Below are 19187 nucleotides of genomic sequence, written 5' to 3'. Positions count from 1 at the left end.
TTGTCGATGAACTTTGTGGGCACGGATTGCAAATCCGCGCTATCGGTCTACCGTCTGGACACAAATATATTTCACTTAAAAATGGAACACAGATGACACAGATTAGACAGATTGTCACTGATTTTTTTGCATGATACCAAAAATAGAGAAGTAAAAAATAAATAATTCTTATTGTTGCAAATAGATTATCAAATTTCATCTGTTTAAATCCGTTAAATCTGTGTCATCTGTGTTCTATTTTTAGTTGTGTCCAGAAGGTAGGCTAGCGGGGGGCTCTAGCTTAGGTAGAAGGGAGTATGCTTATTTTTGGATAATTTAAAAAAGCCAAATCTTTCTCTTTAGCCCCGATAGAAGTGGAAATCCTTGTGTGCCGGGGTTCGGCATACAAGATTGCAACGGATAGCGGGACCCATCTATCCTGAAAATGCCTAATCTTTCTGCTCCTAATAAAAAAAACTCCGAATTTCACCAATAAATAAGTGAACTCCGGAGTTTTTAAATTAAAAATTAACTTCTAAAAATTGGCAATTTAGTGCATTGCGTCTGCTGGATCTATTTTGTTTTTTCCTTTTTTGATCATTAGGATAAAAGGAATACAGAATAGGAATAGGATTCCGAGATACATGAAAATATCCATATAAGACAGAACGGTGCTTTGTAGCATTACTTTCATTTCCATTACTTTATAAGCTTTGGACAAGGCTTCGTTGGCGGCATATCCTTTTGACATAAAACCCATTTGTAATTGGTGCACCATTTGTTGTACTTTGAATGAACTTTGGTCAAGATATTGAATCAAATTTACACGGTGTTCTTGATTGAGTCTTGAGATATATGTGGTGATAATCGCAATACCAAATGAACCTCCCAATTGTCTCATCATTCCGGTAAAAGCCGCTCCTTCTCCAATGTGTTTTCCTTTCAGAGTGGAAAGTGACAACGTGGTAATAGGTACAAATAACAGTCCGAGACCAACACCTCTAAGGATTAATGGCCAGAAAAAGTGTTCAACTCCGGTGTCTGGCGTCATGAGTCCATGCATAAACCAGGTAAACAGGAAAAACACTAGGAATCCTCCTGCGGCCATATAGGTTTGGGGAACGCCTCGCTGAATCATTTTTCCGATAAATGGCATCATGATTCCTGTTGTTATGGAACTCGGAATAAGTAACAATCCGGCATCGGTTGCTGTCCATCCCAATACAGATTGGGTGTATATAGGAATGATAAAGGTCGATCCAAATAACCCGAATCCCATAATGAATGACATAACGGTTCCAATTCTAAGGTTGGAGTCCTTTAATACTTTTAAATTTACGATTGGGTGTTTATATACAAGTTCTCGCCATATAAAGAGGATTAACCCGAAGAATGAAATCACACTTAGGCTTACAATCATATTATCATTGAACCAATCGTCCTGTTGTCCGTGTTCCAAGACAAATTGAAGGGAACCTATGAAGGTTGCCAATAAAATAATTCCCCACCAATCGACTTGGTTTGCTTTTAGTTTGTGTCCGTATTTTGGACTTTTTACGTAACCAATGGTTAGTAAAGTGGCAATAATTCCGATAGGAATATTGATGTAAAAAATGAAAGGCCATGAAAAGTTGTCAACTATATAACCTCCTAATGGTGGTCCGAGTGTTGGCCCAACAATAACTCCCATTCCGTAAATAGCTTGCGCCATTCCTCTTTTGGCAACTGGATAACTTTCTGTAATGATGGTTTGCGCCGTCACCAATAAAGCTCCTCCGCCCAAACCTTGTATGAATCGGAATGCAACAAGTTCCCAAATATTGGTAGCGTTACCACATAGAAAGGAAGCCACGGTAAAAACAACAATGGAGGTTGCAAAGTAATTACGACGTCCAAATTGTTGCGATAGCCAACTTGTCATTGGGATTACAATCACATTGGCAATAGCATAAGCGGTAATTACCCAAGCAACATCGGTTAGGGTAGCACCAAGACTACCTTTCATGTTATTTAGGGCTACGTTTACAATCGTAGTATCTACAATTTCGAGCAATGCACACATTATACAGGTTATCGTAATGATGACCCTGTTAATGCCGTATTCTACTAAATCGTCTTCTTGGTTTTGTACCATTTTGTTTATTTTTTTAACATATAAGTCATATAGGGTTCTTTTTGAATTTTATTTTAAGTAAAAACTTAAATGACTTATATGTTTAAATAATTTATTATTTCAAATGAACATCTACATCAGCGTTCATACCTGGTCGCAACAATTTTATTTTTTGTGGATCGTTTGAAGCATTCAAGCTTATTTTTACCGGTAATCTCTGAATGGTTTTTACAAAGTTTCCGGTTGCGTTATCTGGTGGAAGCAATGAAAAACGAGATCCTGTTGCAGGTGAAAAAGAAGTAAGCGTTCCTTCAAAATCATAATCAGGATAAGCATCTACTTTTACAGTAACTTTTTGGCCAATAACCATTTTGTTCAATTGTGTTTCTTTAAAATTAGCAACAACCCAAGCTTCGTTATTATTGATAATGAAAAATAGAGATTGCCCTTGTTGTACCAATTGTCCTGGCTGAATGTCAATTTTTGAAACCTGTCCGTCAATAGCGGCAGTCACCACAGTGTAAGTCAGGTTTAATTGGGCTACTTCCAATAATGCTCTTGCTTTTTTGATATTAGCAGCAGCAACTTCTGTTTGTTTATTGGTAACTCTTGATTTCGCTTCAATTACAGATTTTTGAAAAGAACTCGCTTTTTGTTGTTGTTGCAAAATACGTACTTGATTTTCGGCTTCTTGTTTGGTAGCCAATGCTTGCTCGTATTGTTGTTTTGTGATAGAGTGGTTTTTATATAAGTTTTCGTAACGAACATAATCACTTGTAGCTCTTCCCAATCTGATTTTGGCAGTTTCGATATTACCGCCAGCCGATTGTACATTGGCATCCGAAACGGCGATGCTAGCCAAAGCGCTTCCAATATCTTCTTTGGCAACTTCGTAACCGCCTTCAGTAGCAATAACAGCAGCGTTTGCTTCTTCGATTTTCAATTGATAGTCTCTTTTATCAATAGTAAATAAGGTGTCTCCTTTTTTTACATAATCATTGTCCTTTACATAAACTTTGCTGATATATCCCGAGACTCTTGGGATTATCGGATTCATGTTTTTCTCAATTTGAGCATCATCCGTTTCTTCGTGTCCTTGAGAATGAATGTATTTTATAATTCCGTAAGTTCCTCCAACTAGAATTAATACAGCGAGGATTATGATGAATTTGGTATTTGTTTTTTTCTTTTCCATGGTAAGGTATGGTTATATTTTTGAAAGGTTGAAGGTTTGTGATAATTGTCCAGTTGCCGAAAGTAATTCGTAATATTTTTGAATGACATCCACTTTGGCAATGGTTTCGCTTATTTTTGATTTCAGTTGTTCGACGTCTGCTTCCAGTAAATCATTGGTATCCGAAAGTCCGTTGTCGTATTTATCTTTTACGATTCGGTAATTTTCGGTAGCCTGTTCTACTGCTTGTTTGTGAACAATATTTTGCTTAATAGCCAAATCATAATTGGTAATCGCTTGTTGTACCTGAATTCTAATGTTATCTTTCAATAGCTCTTCAGTGTTTTTTACCTCAAGCGCTTTGCTTTCAGCGATTTTTACCTGAGTGCCATTTTTTAGAATTCCGCTGACATCATAGGAAACTCCTAATCCAATGAACATCGCATTTTCCAGTCTCATAACATTGTTTACGTTCAAAGCGGCATACCCTCCGGTCAAACCAACGGTTGGATAGTAATCTCCTTTGGCGATTTTGATGTTGTTTTGAGTTGCCTTTTCCTGAAATTGAATAGCTTCAAGGTCTTTACGATTTTGAAGTGCAGGTTGCTCATCTGTTGGAACTTCAGATTTAGAAAAATTAATCAAATCACTTTCCGCAACTGCCAGTTTTGTTTCTGATGGTAATTTTAATAAAGTAACCAAATAGTAATTGATTATTTTTTCGTTATTCAACGCTTCATCAAGTGACAACTGAATTTTGGAAACCTGAAGCTGTGCTTTCAATAAGTCATTACGCGGAATAATTCCGTTTTTTTCCAAAGCGATAAAATCAGTAACGCGTTGTTCTGCGCTTTTTTGATTTTCCTTCAATAATTCGATGGTTCTTTGCGCTTTATACAAATTTCCATAGAAGTTTATGACTCTCATAGCCACATCTTCTTTGGTTTTGGATGCCATTGCATTTTCGGCCTGGAATAAATTATCCTGAAGTTTGATGCTGTTTTGAATTTTCATTCCTGCAAATAGAGGAAGACTCAAACTAGCCTGACCAATGGCTATTTTGTCGGGTACAGGAAATGATCCTGATCCCGCATCAAAATCTAAGTGTAGGGTTGGCTCTGTTAATTGAAGAAATTGTCCGGTAAGTTTTAAATCGGGATATTGGGTATTTTTTGCCGATTGTAATTCTTGTTTTTTCGTTTCTACTTTGGTGCTTGCCAATGAGATTTCATTACTTTTTGTCCAAGCCAATTGTATCGCATCTTCCAGTTTTAAACTGGTTTTGTCTTGGGCATTGATGGATGAAATTCCTATGAAGAACCCTCCAAAGAGTGCTAAATAACTAACTTTCATATGTCAAGAGGGCTTTAATGGTTTGTTGAATGTGCATTGTTAAAGTTGTTTTTATATAGGTATTGTATTCTTCTTCGGTGTTGAGGTTCAATAGATTTTGATAAAAAAACCTATTCAAATGAAAATGAAAATAAGTTCCAAGAATGGTTGTTGTAAGGAGCGGCACGACAACGTCTTTCCTGAAAACACCTTTTTCTTGTCCATCTTGGATGATTGATTCCAGTGATTTTAGGTTTTCTTTCTTTAAATCGGTAAAAGCCTGTAGGTTGATTACTCTTTGACTTGAGGAAAATTCAAAGTGGATAATCTTGTAAATGCATCTGTTACTATTGATTTTGTCAATATACATTTCAATGAGCTTATGCATCTTTTGCAGAGGATCTAAGTCTTCCAAAGTTAAAATATCCAACTGTATTTTTATAGCAGCGACACGATTTAGTATGATGGATTCTAATAATTGTTCTTTGGATCCAAAATAATAGGAAACCATCGCGATGTTGATATTGGCCTCTTTGGCTATGTCCCGGATCGAAGTGCCGTCAAATCCTTTTTCGGCAAATAGCGTTTCGGCTACTTGTAAAATCTGAATTTGTTTTTCGTTAAAATCGGTTTTCAAAACGTAGTTTTTTATAATTCTGGAACAAAATTAAACAACTGTTTAAATTAAACGATTGTTTAATTTTGTTTTAACTTTTTTTTAACACCGACGATTTGGGTTTGAATGTTGTTAAATATTTGATTAACTGTGTTATAAGATGTTGTATGAGTGTTCTTTATCTATTTGATATTCGTTTAATCTGTGTCATTTGTGTCATCTGTGTTCCGTTGCGTGATCTGAGTTTAATATAGGAAGAACAAAGCCAAAACCTTTTATAATTCAAAAAGGTTTTGGCTTAAATGTTCTTAAATGCCTTATATGGTTAAAATTAATTAGGATTTTCTTTCTTTGATGGGAATCCAAATTTCCTCCTCTGAATCAGGGTCGTTTAGTTTATATTTTTCCCCCAATATTTCAAAATGAGGTCTTTTGTCTAAAACATACTCGGAATTAGGAATCCAAGTTCTGAAGATGTAGTCAAAAATTACAGTGTCGTGACCTTTAAGTTCAAAAACAGCGTAAAGTCCGCCTGGTAAAGTAAAGGATTCCATTTTGGAAGGAATGTTATTGAAGTCAGAAACTTCGAGTGTAGCCCATTTTTCGAAAGTAGCATTGGGATTAAAAGCCTCAAAATAACTTGGTTCATAAATCTGAACAGAAAAAAGGTCTGTACTAACCGGATTTAGAATTTCTGAACGTTTTGGCATAAAACTTCGCCATAACTCGTGTGTTTTGTTGTTAGTAAGCGACATTTGAAGTCGTTTGCCAATTAATTTCTTTTCCGATAATATTTCGATTCTAGGTTCCATTTTTCAAAAGTAGTGGAAAAGCTGAAAAAAATAACCGCAAATTCGCAAATTATTAAGCACCGAATGCCTGTTTTAATTTGCGAATTTGCGGTTTAATAATTTGTAAAAGGCAATTGTTTATCGAATTCCCTTCACAAATTCTTCAATTTTACTACTTCCGTTTTCTTTCAAATGCGTGATGAAAGCACTGCCGATAATGGCTCCTTTGGCATATTGCGTGGCTTGATTGAATGTTTCGGTATTACTGATTCCGAAACCAACGATTTGTGGGTTTTTCAAATTCATTTCGCCAATGCGTTTGAAATAAGCTTCCTGTGTGTTTCCAAAACCAGATTGCGAACCGGTAACACTCGCAGAACTCACCATGTAAATAAATCCATCTGAAACACTATCGATAAAACGAATACGCTCGTCTGAAGTTTGTGGTGTAATCAGGAAAATATTAATTAATCCATATTTTTCAAAAGTAGCTTTGTATTGTTCTGCAAATACATCAACCGGAAGATCTGGGATGATTAATCCATCGATTCCAATTTCGGCACATTTTTTACAAAATGCTTCTACACCGTATTGCAACATTGGGTTGAAATAGCCCATAATCACCAAGGGAATACTTACGCTTTTGCGAATGGCTGCCAATTGGTCAAACAAAATTTCTGATGTCATTCCGTTTTCCAGAGCTGTGGTTGAACTAGCCTGAATGGTTGGGCCATCAGCCAAAGGATCGCTGAATGGCAATCCGATTTCTATCATATCTATGCCACTTTTTTCCAAATCCTGAATGATTTGCACAGTGTCGTTCAGGGTCGGGTATCCAGCCGAAAAGTAGATGGAAAGTATTTTTTGTTCTTCTTGTAATTTTTGATTTATTCGGTTCATTTTAGTGTTTTTTTCTTGGGATTTTATAAAATCTAATAATTGTTTGAATCCCTTTTAATAATTTTTAAATCGCAGCACTATACGCCCATGCTTTTTGGTTGGATTGCAAGTGTACTTCAACACGTTTGTAATGCAATCCTTCGTATAAATCGGCTTGGTGGAGTTCTTTCATGCTAATTTCATATAAAATTCCGTTGATGGTGTCGTTGGCATCACTGGTTTCCATGATGATAGGATAATGCACTATCCCGAATTCCTCTTCAATTCGGATTTCATTTAACTCATAACCAATTAATGTTTCCGGTGTTCCTTGAAGAATACGTCCAAAAAGGTCTTGCTGAACATCCTCGTGCTGCAAGCTTCCGTAAGCGAATAATTTTTGCATAGACTTTGTTTTTTAATTGATAGTTAACCTAAAAATTTGATCAAAACTGGTATTTGCGTTAGGGATGGCAGTGGAGCTCTTTTTTAATCCCTTTTTTCAAGGGATTAAAAAAAGCGGGAACGTACAGCCCGACCCTTGGGGAACGCCCAAATTATAATTTAAAATGATCAATATATGTATTCAAATCTTTGTCGCCACGACCCGAAAGGCAGATAACTACGACATCGGTTGGTTTGAATTCTTTTTCTTTCAGCACTGCCAATGCATGCGAGGATTCGATGGCAGGAATAATTCCTTCGAGTTTGCATAATTCCAGTCCGGAATCCATGGCATCGTCATCAGTCACTGAGAAAAACTCGGCGCGACCTGTTTGTGCCAAGTGTGCGTGCATTGGGCCAACTCCCGGGTAATCCAATCCCGCCGAAATGGAATAAGGTTCTGTAATTTGTCCGTCAGGAGTTTGCATCAAAAGTGTTTTGCAACCGTGAATAACACCAACTTTTCCGAGTTTGCTTGTAGCAGCACTGTGACCGCTATTTACGCCTTTTCCGGCAGCTTCAACGGCTATGATTCCTACTTTTTCTTCGTCAAGGAAATGGTAAAAAGTTCCTGCGGCATTGCTTCCACCACCGATGCAGGCCACAACATAATCAGGATTTTCGCGTCCTTCTTTTTCTTGCAACTGCCATTTTATTTCTTCGGAAATAATACTTTGAAAACGGGTTACCATATCTGGATAAGGGTGTGGTCCGATGGCCGAACCAATGATATAATGCGTGTCAACCGGGTTGTTAATCCAATCCCGGATGGCTTCGTTTGTGGCATCTTTCAGAGTTTTTGAACCAGAAAGTGCGGCACGAACTTCGGCACCGAGCATTTTCATTCGGGCAACATTTGGCGCTTGGCGTTTGATGTCGATTTCTCCCATATAAACAATGCATTCGAGTCCCATAAGCGCACAAACGGTGGCAGTCGCTACGCCGTGTTGTCCCGCTCCTGTCTCAGCAATGATTCGTTTTTTTCCTAGTTTTTTGGCTACCAAAATCTGACCAATGGTATTGTTTATTTTGTGTGCGCCGGTATGATTCAAATCTTCTCTTTTGAGATAGACTTTTGTGTTGTATTTTTCGGATAATCTTTTGGCAAAATACAAAGGGCTTGGACGACCTACGTAATCTTTAAGCAGTTGATTGAACTCTTCTTTAAATTCTGGTTCGGCCGTAATTTTTAAATATTGCTGGCGTAATTCTTCCACATTTGGATATAGCATTTCGGGAATGTAAGCACCTCCAAATTCTCCGTAATATCCTTTTTCGTCTACGTTGTAATTCATTGTATTTTTATTTTTTATCAGTACAGACGCGATTTATCGCGTCTCTTTTTAATTATTTATTTTGATTACGTGAGACGCGATAAATCGCGTCTGTACATAATGCTGTGTTTTTTAATCCCGGTTCAATTTCAAATTTACTATTTATATCGATGGCATAAATGGGTAAATTTGTTTTTAAAATTTCATTTATCGAATCCAATTCTTCAATTCCAATTCCACCGCTAAGGAAAAATGGTTTTGTAGAAGGGTAGTTGACTAATATTTTCCAGTCAAAAGTCGTTCCGTTTCCGCCGGGCAATTTTCCTTTGGTATCAAAAAGGAAATAATTGCAAACGGATTCGTATGGTTCCAAAATGCTGAAATCAAAATTTTCGTCTGCTGAAAACACTTTGATAATTTCGATTGAAGTACCAAATTTAGTTTTTAATTCCGAACAAAATGCAACCGATTCCTGACCATGTAGCTGAACGGCCTGCAAATTGTGTTTTTTTACTTTTTCTTCAATTACCGTGGTATTTTCGTTGACAAAAACCCCTGTTTTTTTGATTGATTTTGGCAAATTGGGAATCTCACCGTTAAAATAACGGGCCGATTTTGGCCAAAATATAAATCCCATATAATCGGGTAGGAGCGAACCTACTTCGAGTATATTGTCGGGATATTTCATACCACAGATTTTAATCCCCACCCCAGCCCTCCCCGAAGGGAAGGGAGTTGTTGCGTTGTCTTTATCGGTGTTTTTCATCTTATTTTCTCAAAGTTAATAATTCCCCCTTTTGGGGTTAGGGGGATTACAGCTTACTAATAAATTCCGTTGCCGCTTTTCCGGCATTATCGGTTTTCATAAAGTTTTCTCCAATCAAAAATCCTTTGTAGCCGTAAGGTTTTAATTCATTTATGGCTTCGATGGACGAAATGCCGCTTTCAGAAACTTTTACAAAATCATTCGGAATTTTGTTTGCCAATTCTTTGCTGAAATCCAGACTTACTTCAAATGTTTTGAGGTTTCTGTTGTTTACGCCAATCATATCCAAAGTTGGCATAATTGATTTTTCTAGTTCTTCTTGGTTGTGCACTTCTAATAATACTTCCAATCCTAAATTTTTGGCAAACTCCGACAAAGATTTGATTTCTTCGCGAGTCAAAACGGCAGCGATGAGCAAAATCAAATCGGCTCCGTGAGCTTTGGCTTCTAGGATTTGGTATTCATCAACAATGAATTCTTTTCGCAATAGCGGAATATTTACTGAGGCTCTTGCCAAAAGCAAGTCGTCCAGAGAACCGCCAAAATATTTTCCATCTGTCAAAACCGAAATTCCACAGGCACCAGCACTTTCGTATCCTTTTACGACTTCTTCAACGGTGAAACCATAATTGATTTCGGCTTTGGAAGGGGAACGTCGCTTGTGTTCGGCAATGATTCCTGAGTTGCTGCTTTTTAGGTTTTGACTTAAAGAAATAATTTTTTTTCCAAAAAAAACAGACGCTTCCAATTGCGAAACCGGAATGATTGATTTTTTGAGAACAACTTCCCTTTTTTTGTCAACTATGATTTTGTCTAATATGTTCATTTATATTTTGTTTAAAGTTTTCTTTGTTTAAGGTTTAAAGTTGCTCATTATTCCAACAACTTTAGACCTTAAACTTTAAACTATTTTATCTACTTAATTCTTTCAATTTATTTAATGCCAAAATCGCTTTTCCGGAGAGCAGACTTTCTTTGGCCTTCTCAAATCCTTCTAATGGTGTACATCCATTAACCGTGGCGATTGCCAGACCAGCATTGGCACAAACAACATTGTTTTGAGCTTCGGTGCCTTTCCCGGAAATGATATTCATGAACATTTCTGCCGATTCTTCGATGGTTTTTCCGCCTTCGATTTCGCTTTGCAATAATTGGCGAACGCCGAAATCACTTGGATTTAGCATTTCTTCCTTGCTTTGTGTAATTATTTTTGTGGCTCCTGTCAAAGAAACTTCGTCATAGCCGTCAAGCGAATGTAAAATGGTGTAATTGGTGTTTGTGTTTTGATATAAATACCCATACATTCTGGCCAATTCGAGATTGAAAACACCCAATAATTGGTTCTTTGGAAAAGAGGGGTTTATCATTGGTCCAAGAATATTAAAAAAGGTTCTCACCGCTAATTCTTTTCGGATTGGGCCAACGTTTTTCATAGCGGGGTGAAAGAGTGGAGCGTGCAAAATACAAATTCCGGCCTGATCCACACATTTTTCCAAAAAGTCTTTGTCGTTACTGAATCTTACTCCCAAATTTTCCATGACGTTACTTGAACCGGAAATTGATGAAACTCCGTAATTACCATGTTTGGTCACTTTTATTCCGGCTCCTGCGGTAACAAAAGAGGCCAAAGTCGAGATGTTGAAAGTGTCTTTTCCGTCACCTCCCGTGCCCACCAAATCGACAGTATTATAAGCCGATAAATCGATGCGAACGCACAATTCGAGCAAAGCTTCACGAAAACCGGCTAATTCATCAATACTAATGCTGCGCATCATATAAACGGTCAAAAATGCCGCGATTTGGCTTGGATTGTAGTTCCCGTTGGAGATATTCACCAATACGTTTTTGGCTTCTTCTTTAGAAAGAATTTCGTGATTGATTAATCTGTTTAATATGTTTTTCATTTTTTTTAAGTTGCTAAGATTCTAAGTTGCAGAGTTGCTAAGTTTTTTTAAACTAATTACTATTCACTTTTCTATGCTCTGACATGTATTTCAAGTAATCAACTATTTCTTGTGATTCTTGTTTTGTAATTCCGAGTGTTGGCATTTTAACTTTATTTCTGAAAGAAGCCGGATCAACAATATAATCGACCAATTCTTTTTCTTTCCAATATTCGGTTACACTTTTGGGATAATTCAATTCGGGTCCCATTGTGCCTCCAATTCCGTTGATGGCGTGACAAGTGATACATTGTTTTTGAAATAAATTATAACCTACTTCTACCTTTTTATTGTTTGATGGAAACAACTCTTTTATTGATTTGTTCAAAGGTTCCAAATGGATTTTTATCAAATTATAAGGCCATTTGTATTCCTGATTATCTGTAGAAATTGATGTGTAAACCAAGTAAAAAGGATTGGCATCCATCTCATTTCCGTTTTTGACGATCTTTTCCCAATTCGTTCCTTTTGGTGCATCAACATCTTTGAAAGCTAAAAATGGTTTTGCTTTTAAAAATAATTCCAATGGCATTTCAGGTTTGTAGCCATCAATACATTCAAATATTATTTTGGTGTTTTTGATGTCTATTTTGCTTAAATCAATTTCATTTTTTACCAAAAGTAATGCACTTACAGCACGATATTTCTTTGTTTTATGATAAACAGGGTCGTTAATTACCGTAACAACCGTATCTTTTCCCAGTTTGTTTTTGGTTTGTAAATCCACCAAATCCAAAACCATTTCTGGCTCGACATTTACTGTCTGTTCTATTTTTTGTTCCTTTTTTTCATTACATGAAAAGAGAACAAAAACAGAAAGACAAACAAGGATAAAATGGATTTTAACTGTTTTCATTTATTTTTTTTGAATATTATTTGTTTTTGTCGTTGTAGAGACGTTGCAGTGCAACGCCTCTACCGCAATGTAATGTCGACATGATTGGTTTTACGATTTCAACCAATTTTCTAATATTTTTTTTCCGTTTGGTGTCAACACGCTTTCTGGATGAAATTGCACACCGCGTACATCGTATGTTTTATGACGCAAAGACATTACTTGACCGTTTTCGTCGAAAGACGTTGCTTCCAGATCATCTGGTAAATCGGCATTTACAACCCATGAATGGTAACGTCCCACTTCGAATTCGTTTTCCAAACCTTCAAACAAAAGTTCATCATTTACCGATTTTTTTACCGTTGTGGCCACGCCGTGATAAACTTTGTCTAAGTTGGAAAGTGTTCCCCCAAAAACCTCACCAATTGCTTGTTGCCCCAAGCAAACACCAAGAATACTTTTGGTAGGAGCGTACTTTGCAATGACAGCTTTCAATAATCCGGCTTCATCAGGAATTCCGGGGCCTGGCGAAAGCAATATTTTGTCGAAACCCGAGATTTCGTCAATATCAAATTCATCGTTTCTGTAAACAGTAACTTCACAGTTTAAATCTTCGAGATAGTGCACCAAGTTGTAAGTGAAACTATCGTAATTGTCTATGACTAGTATTTTTTTCATTTTGTTTAATTTTTTGTTTAAAGTTTAATGTTTCAGGTTTTTGACTGAATACTAAAAACTGAAGACTGATTACTTTTTTAAATTGTCTCTGCTAAATCCAATGCTTTATTGAGCGCTAGTAATTTATTGTAAACTTCCTGCATTTCGCTTTCTTCGTCAGAACTGGCTACGATACCGGCTCCGGCTTGACAATGCAATTGGTGGTTTTTGCTCAGGAATGTTCGAATCATAATCGCGTGATTAAAATTACCTTCAAAATCCATAAAACCGATAGCGCCGCCATAAAAATTACGGTTTGTTTTTTCGTAATCTTCGATTAATTGCATGGCTCGGTGTTTTGGAGCTCCGCTCAATGTTCCTGCTGGAAAAGTATCAGCAACAACTTGCATGGTAGTGGCTTTTTCGTGCAAATGTCCTGTTACTTTGGAAACTAAATGGATTACGTGAGAAAAGAATTGAACTTCCCTGTATTTCTCAACCTGAACGCCATGACCGTGACGACTTAAATCGTTTCGGGCCAAATCGACCAACATTACGTGTTCACTGTTTTCTTTTTTATCTTCGGATAATTTTTTAGCCAAAACAGCATCTTTTTCATCATCACCGGTTCTTCTGAAAGTTCCGGCAATCGGGTGGATTTCGGCTTTTCGGTTTTTGACGATAATCTGGGCTTCGGGTGAAGAACCAAATATTTTGAAATCACCATAATCAAAAAAGAACAGGTAAGGAGATGGGTTAATGCTTCTTAAGGCTCTGTAAACATTGAATTCATCGCCTTTGAAACCTTGGGTAAACCTTCTGGATAAAACCAATTGGAACACATCACCACGGAAGCAATGTTTTTTGGCTAAAGCCACATTATGTTTAAATTCTTCATCGGTAAGATTGGAGAAACCTTCTCCCTCTTTTGAAAATTTATAAGAAGCAATGTTTCTGGACTGCAATAGTTGTTCAATTTCTGAGATATTATTTTTTCCATCTACACTGTGGCTGAAAATATAAGCTTCGTTTTTGAAATGGTTGATAGCGATTATGTTTTGGTAAACCGCATAATACACATCTGGAATGGTATTGCTATTTTCTTTTTTGGAAATGTTTACTTTTTCGAAATAACGAACGGCATCATACGAAATGTAACCAAATAATCCGTTATTGATGAATTTGAAATCGGTTTTATCAGATTTGAACTGTCCGGAAAAGGTTTGAATAATTTCTGGAATATTGGTGTTTGCATCAATTGCAATTGTTTCCAATGTTCCGTCCGGATAGTTTTTAGAAATAATTTCATTTTCTATTTTAATTGAAGCAATCGGATTGCAGCAGATATACGAAAAGCTGTTGTCATTGGCGTGATAATCGCTACTTTCTAATAGCAGACTATTTGCAAATTTGTCTCGGATTTTAAAATAAACGCTCACTGGTGTAATGGTATCCGCGAGTATTTGTTTGTAATTGGTCTGTAGTTTATAAGTTGTCATGCGTTATGTTGCTTTTATTTTTTGTCTTTATTTTTTGTTTGTTTTTCGAAATAAAAAAAGGCCTGTCGTGATGACAAGCCTTTTATATTTATAGTTCAAATAATACTATAGGAGCTTATTTCACGACGTTTGACGTAAATTGTTCCACCACCAAGTATTGTTTGTTATTGTGTTCATGTTTGTTTTTCTTGTTCGCAAATATATAAATGATATTCATTCCGACAAAAAATATGAATTAAAAAAAAAGCTAAATTTTTTATTTTTTTGTTAAATCGTTGTTTTTAGTAAGCTAAAACCACGTTTAACTCAAAATCATCATAAATTGTTTTGTCGCCTAAATCATCGAAATAACTTCCGGAACCGTATTTAATATCATATTTGGTACGGTCGATTTGCAAACTGGCTGTGGCTTTGTTTCCATTTACAACCAAATCAAACTGAACGTTGTTTGTAATTCCCTTAATTGTCAAATCGGCGTTGATGAGGTAGGTATTAGGACCTTTGCTTGCAATGCTTTTAAAAACCAAAGTAGAAGTTGTAAAATTATCGACACTAAAAAAATCTTCGGATTTTAAATGGCCTTCCAATTTTGCTTTGGAACTTCCTGTTTGGTCATTATTTGATAAGGTTTTCATATCGGCAATAAAACTACCACCCGTTACTTTTTTGTTTTTGAAAATAAGAAAGCCTTCCTTGAAGTTAATTGTTCCTTCGTGCTGGCCTGTTATTTTTTTTCCTTCCCATTTGATGATGCTTTTGGAAACATCAATTTTGTAGGTTTGTGAAATTCCTTTAGTAAAGGAAAAAAGAACCAATAAAACAAGGCAAAAAGATTTTAAGCTTCTCATATCTCTAGCGATTAAGTTAATAAAACAGTTAAAAGCATCGGCTGATTTTATTTTATAAACGGAAGCCGAAAATGTTTATAAAATCCAGATTATAAATGCTTTATAAAGTTAGTTCAAAATTTTGTATTCCTACAGTTTTTGATTTGTTTTTTTGAAAAATCCGTTGAGTGTAATTAAATTTCGCTGCTAAAATTCGTGACTTATATAGTTAAGACTCATCCATCAGTTTGTCATTTCGGGGCGCGAGAAATCACATAATAAATTCATAAAATGCGATTTCTCGTGCCTCGAAATGACAAAACAGTATTTTTTTTAAATTTTTAAGCAATTTCACTCAACGAGCTATAAATTGAAAGGTTTCAAAACAAAAGTCAACAAAAAAGCCTGACAACTTATATCAGGCTTAATGTGATTTATTTTGAACTGGCCAATTGGCTGTTATTTCTCGATCTAAAATCCGGAACTTTTTTGATATCGGGTTGGAGGAACAATTCTATGGCGTTGAATTTTGTTGTCTCCAATGAGAAAGTATCACTGTTGTACCAGTTTGATAATTCCTGATTTACAGTCGCATTTTCGCTTAGGACGATTCCGGTGCATCGGTTGATTTGCAAGTTTTGAATGTTGATTTTAGCGAGATTGGCTGGGAGGCTGCCGATTTTGTTTTCGAGCAAAACACAACTGCTGAATCCGTCAACAACACTATTGTTGATGTTGAAATAACTTTTTTCTTTGACATAAACCGCTTCTCGAACCAATCCCTGATTATTGTCTTCGGTATTGATTAATGTAATGTTGTTGGCAGTAATTTTTGTTAGTTTTTTGCTTACGTCCACGTTTTCAACTTTATCATACGAATCGATTTCAAAACACCTCGAACCCGAAAAATCAGAAGAATAAGGGTTACGGATTGCAATACTGTTGGATATTGTGCATTGAACTCCTTGCGTGAAATCGAAATCATCATCGGTAGCCCGAAATGAAATCAGATTACTAAAATTGACATCGCCACCATAGCATTCAAACGAATCATCATTGGAGAAACTTATCTGAACAAAATCAATTTTAGTACCTTTTCCAACACCCGCCATCGATAAACCATTTAATTCCTTTAGAGCATTTATTTTATGACCAGAATATTCGATACGAACATACTTTAGAATACCGGAATTGCTGTTAGGATCCTGACCTCCATAATAACTTACTTCAGGATTAAGGTTAAAATCCAGAAATCCTACGCCGCCAATTTTATTTATTGGGGCATCACCTAGAATTATGATGCCTCCCCAATCCCCAGGTCTTCTTTCAGAAATGTTTTTGGCAGAAGTAAAAACAATAGGGTTGCCAACTGTACCTTCGGCTATAATCTTAGAACCTTTGGTAATGACAAGAGTTCCACAGGATTCTTTGTCTCCTCTTATGACTGTTCCGGGTTCTATGATCACAACAGCATTATTGGTTACATAAACCGTTCCCGATAAAAGGTAAGTATTATTTCTTGTAAGTTTTAAGTCGGTTTTGATTGTACCAGCTAATATTTGGGAGGGTTCATTATATTCTGTAGTGGCAGGTTTGAAATTGGTCCAACCGCTAAACCAGTTTGTATCACCAGTTATTCCTTTGATTTGTTGGGCATTTATTGGAACAATCGAAAAAAGAATAATAGTTGCGAATAGTTTTTTCATGGGGCTTATTATTGTAGGTTTTTTGAAGTAAATTTTGGTTCTAATTTTTTTCAAAAGTACCATCACAATATTTTAAGCGTATTTTCTCAGTATTATTTATTTGTAATTTTTAGGTTAAGAGGTATTGGTTAATCTCATTAAGTTAAGCTTTGTATTTTCCCGCAAAGTCGCTAAGTTTGGAACCTATTTCTTGGCGTCTTTGCGACTTTTCGAGAGGTATATTTTGAAAAATCTTATGAAGAAAATTCAACTTTATCAAATTGAGATATTGGCAGGAGAAATGGAAAAAAAATAACCCCCAACAAAACTGTTGAGGGTCATTTCCATTAATTATTCTAAAATTAAAATTTCAAGTTTACTGCTAAGTCAAAATCATCATAGATAGTTTTGTCTCCCAATCCTTCGAAGAAACTTTTTGAACCATATTTGATATCATATTTTGTTCTGTCTACTTTGAATGCTGTAGTTGCAGTATCTCCGTTTACAGTGATATCAAAAGTAACAGGATTTGTTTTTGCTTTGATAGTCAAATCGGCAGTTACAGTATATACGTTATTTCCTTTTGGCGCGATAGTTTTGAAAACTAAAGTAGACGTTGGATATTTGTCAGTTCCAAAGAAATCATCAGCTTTCAAGTGACCGTTTAATTTACCTAGGTATTCTCCAGTTAAATCTGTAGAAGTAAGAGTTGGCATATCAACTATGAAAGAACCTCCAGTTAATTTATTTTTTTTGAAAACCAAAGAACCGCTTTTTAAAGCTACAGTTCCAGAATGTTGACCTGTTACTTTTTTTCCAACCCAGTTGATGGTACTTTTTGAAACATCTACTTTTTTAGTTTGAGCTGATACTGTTAATGTAGTTAAAGCTACTGCGAATGCTAAGGCAATTGTTTTTAAATTTTTCATTTGTAAAGTGTTTAATTTGTGTGAATTGATTTAATTTGAATTAGTAATTATTATAATGTAATAAATAAGTCTTCTTTTGATTTTCTTACTTTTTTGTAGTGTTGTGTAGCATCTTCTTCGTGACGGTAACCAACTGTAGCAATAAGTGATGTATTAAGGTTTAGTTTGTCAAATCCTAATATTTCATTTACCTGCGCAGGTATAAATCCTTCCATTGGAGTAACATCAATTTTAAGTTCGGCAGCAGCGTTTAGCAAGTTTCCAAGTGCCAAATAAGTTTGTTTTGAAGTCCAAACGTTTTTTACTGCAGGTTCCAAAGTCGAAATTTTTGATTTCATAAAATCACCATAACCTGCCAGTGATTCAATAGGAGTTTCTCTAGTTACACTTATTGTTTTCAAGAATTCATCGATTTCAGTATCACCAATATTGGTGTCGTTGGCAAAAATAAATAAATGCGATGCCTCTACTATTTGAGATTGTCCCCAGGCAGCTGGCTGTATTTTTGCTCTTAATTCTGGGTTTTCAATTATGAAAACTTTGTAAGGTTGTAAACCATAAGAGGATGAACTCATACGGATGGCTTCTTTTAAAGTATTTAAATCTTCGGCAGAAATTTTTTTGGTCGCATCAAATTTCTTTGTTGCATATCTCCAGTTTTGATTATTTAAAAAATTGCTCATGATATTTATTATTATTTAGTTCGATATTTTTCTAGTAAAGTATTCAATTGTATTAATTCTTCTTCGGTCAGATTTTTGGCAAAGAATTCTTCATGCTCTTTTACTTTCGGATCCAGTTCTGTCAATAAATCCATTCCTTTTTGAGTGATTAATACTTCTATTTTTCTTCGATTATCAGGACAGACATTTCGTGTAACCAAATCTTTCAGTAATAATTTATCGACTAGTCTTGTCGTGTTGCTTGTTCTCGCAAGCATTCGTTCCTGAATGATGCACATATTAGCAGGGCATCCTTTTTGTCCTCTCAAAATCCGTAATACATTATATTGTTCTCCAGAAATGTCATAGGATTTAATGATTTCATTAAAACGTTCTGTGATGACATTTTGTGTGTACATTAGATTCAAAACCACTCTTGTCGATTTATTATAATCAACTTTGCTTTTTAACTCCTCTTCTATTTTCATATTTGTAGGTGTTTTATTTGTTGGTACAAATGTAGTTATATTTATATTTGTATATACAAGTGTTGTTGTTAATGTTTTGTTAATTGATAAAAAGCTAATTTTGTTTGTAGGTTTTTATTAAGTGTAATTAATTGTTTTTTAATGTGTTATAAAATATTTTGAAAGAGGTTTTTTTTTCTTTTGGTAGACACCAAAAATAGAGGATACCATATAGTAGTGAATCAATTGCGCTCTTCAATTTTTAGTTGTAATCATTTTCTTTTGCTAATATTGTTTTATTTTCTAAAAGACTGT

Annotated in this window: 19 protein-coding genes; all 19 read right to left on the bottom strand. The window is 35.6% G+C overall.

The window, feature by feature from the left end; all coding sequences use genetic code 11:
* Positions 1 to 529: 529 nt before the first annotated feature.
* A complete protein-coding gene (locus EM308_RS16045) occupies positions 530 to 2113 on the bottom strand; it encodes an MDR family MFS transporter (RefSeq protein WP_035633265.1) in 1584 nt (527 codons plus the stop codon).
* A gap of 94 nt (positions 2114 to 2207) precedes the next feature.
* A complete protein-coding gene (locus EM308_RS16040) occupies positions 2208 to 3287 on the bottom strand; it encodes an HlyD family secretion protein (protein ID WP_035633263.1) in 1080 nt (359 codons plus the stop codon).
* A gap of 12 nt (positions 3288 to 3299) precedes the next feature.
* Entirely contained in the window at positions 3300 to 4619 is a 1320-nt protein-coding gene (locus tag EM308_RS16035; protein ID WP_035633261.1) for a TolC family protein, read from the bottom strand.
* Positions 4609 to 5235 carry a TetR/AcrR family transcriptional regulator gene (locus EM308_RS16030; protein WP_035633259.1) on the bottom strand — a complete coding sequence of 209 codons (627 nt, stop codon included), beginning with the start codon at positions 5233 to 5235 and terminating at the stop codon, positions 4609 to 4611. Before EM308_RS16030 ends, EM308_RS16035 begins: the two co-directional genes overlap by 11 nt.
* 314 nt (positions 5236 to 5549) lie before the next feature.
* Entirely contained in the window at positions 5550 to 6026 is a 477-nt protein-coding gene (locus EM308_RS16025) for a GyrI-like domain-containing protein (RefSeq protein ID WP_035633257.1), read from the bottom strand.
* A gap of 117 nt (positions 6027 to 6143) precedes the next feature.
* Positions 6144 to 6905, bottom strand: coding sequence for a tryptophan synthase subunit alpha (gene trpA, locus EM308_RS16020; protein WP_035633254.1), 762 nt, complete (start codon positions 6903 to 6905; stop codon positions 6144 to 6146).
* A gap of 64 nt (positions 6906 to 6969) precedes the next feature.
* Positions 6970 to 7290: a gamma-glutamylcyclotransferase family protein gene (locus EM308_RS16015; protein ID WP_035633251.1), complete on the bottom strand. Its 321-nt coding sequence runs from the start codon at positions 7288 to 7290 to the stop codon at positions 6970 to 6972.
* Between the two features lie 151 nt (positions 7291 to 7441).
* Complete coding sequence (trpB, locus tag EM308_RS16010) at positions 7442 to 8623, bottom strand: tryptophan synthase subunit beta (RefSeq protein WP_035633248.1); 1182 nt, start codon at positions 8621 to 8623, stop codon at positions 7442 to 7444.
* A gap of 52 nt (positions 8624 to 8675) precedes the next feature.
* On the bottom strand, positions 8676 to 9368 hold the full coding sequence (locus EM308_RS16005) for a phosphoribosylanthranilate isomerase (protein ID WP_449403924.1): 693 nt from the start codon (positions 9366 to 9368) through the stop codon (positions 8676 to 8678).
* Positions 9369 to 9414: 46 nt separating this feature from the next.
* Positions 9415 to 10194 carry an indole-3-glycerol phosphate synthase TrpC gene (gene trpC, locus EM308_RS16000; RefSeq protein ID WP_035633245.1) on the bottom strand — a complete coding sequence of 260 codons (780 nt, stop codon included), beginning with the start codon at positions 10192 to 10194 and terminating at the stop codon, positions 9415 to 9417.
* A gap of 85 nt (positions 10195 to 10279) precedes the next feature.
* Complete coding sequence (gene trpD / locus EM308_RS15995) at positions 10280 to 11272, bottom strand: anthranilate phosphoribosyltransferase (protein ID WP_035633242.1); 993 nt, start codon at positions 11270 to 11272, stop codon at positions 10280 to 10282.
* A 52-nt stretch (positions 11273 to 11324) separates the two neighbouring features.
* Positions 11325 to 12167, bottom strand: a complete 843-nt coding sequence (locus EM308_RS15990; protein WP_035633240.1) for a c-type cytochrome — start codon at positions 12165 to 12167, stop codon at positions 11325 to 11327.
* A gap of 90 nt (positions 12168 to 12257) precedes the next feature.
* Positions 12258 to 12824 carry an anthranilate synthase component II gene (locus EM308_RS15985; RefSeq protein ID WP_035633237.1) on the bottom strand — a complete coding sequence of 189 codons (567 nt, stop codon included), beginning with the start codon at positions 12822 to 12824 and terminating at the stop codon, positions 12258 to 12260.
* A gap of 77 nt (positions 12825 to 12901) precedes the next feature.
* Positions 12902 to 14302 (bottom strand): anthranilate synthase component I family protein, encoded by a 1401-nt coding sequence (locus tag EM308_RS15980; protein WP_035633234.1) that lies wholly within the window; start codon positions 14300 to 14302, stop codon positions 12902 to 12904.
* 281 nt (positions 14303 to 14583) lie between these two features.
* Complete coding sequence (locus EM308_RS15975) at positions 14584 to 15150, bottom strand: YceI family protein (protein ID WP_035633231.1); 567 nt, start codon at positions 15148 to 15150, stop codon at positions 14584 to 14586.
* A 413-nt stretch (positions 15151 to 15563) separates the two neighbouring features.
* Positions 15564 to 16835: a hypothetical protein gene (locus tag EM308_RS15970; RefSeq protein ID WP_035633322.1), complete on the bottom strand. Its 1272-nt coding sequence runs from the start codon at positions 16833 to 16835 to the stop codon at positions 15564 to 15566.
* A gap of 341 nt (positions 16836 to 17176) precedes the next feature.
* Positions 17177 to 17743 carry a YceI family protein gene (locus tag EM308_RS15965; RefSeq protein WP_035633229.1) on the bottom strand — a complete coding sequence of 189 codons (567 nt, stop codon included), beginning with the start codon at positions 17741 to 17743 and terminating at the stop codon, positions 17177 to 17179.
* Positions 17744 to 17793: 50 nt separating this feature from the next.
* A complete protein-coding gene (locus EM308_RS15960) occupies positions 17794 to 18426 on the bottom strand; it encodes an NAD(P)H-dependent oxidoreductase (RefSeq protein WP_035633227.1) in 633 nt (210 codons plus the stop codon).
* A gap of 11 nt (positions 18427 to 18437) precedes the next feature.
* Positions 18438 to 18893, bottom strand: coding sequence for a MarR family winged helix-turn-helix transcriptional regulator (locus tag EM308_RS15955; protein WP_035633224.1), 456 nt, complete (start codon positions 18891 to 18893; stop codon positions 18438 to 18440).
* Positions 18894 to 19187 lie beyond the last annotated feature (294 nt).

Source organism: Flavobacterium gilvum (assembly GCF_001761465.1).
Lineage (GTDB): Bacteria > Bacteroidota > Bacteroidia > Flavobacteriales > Flavobacteriaceae > Flavobacterium > Flavobacterium gilvum.
The sequence above is the reverse complement of the archived record's forward strand: the minus strand, read 5'-3'. Positions and strand labels throughout refer to the sequence as shown.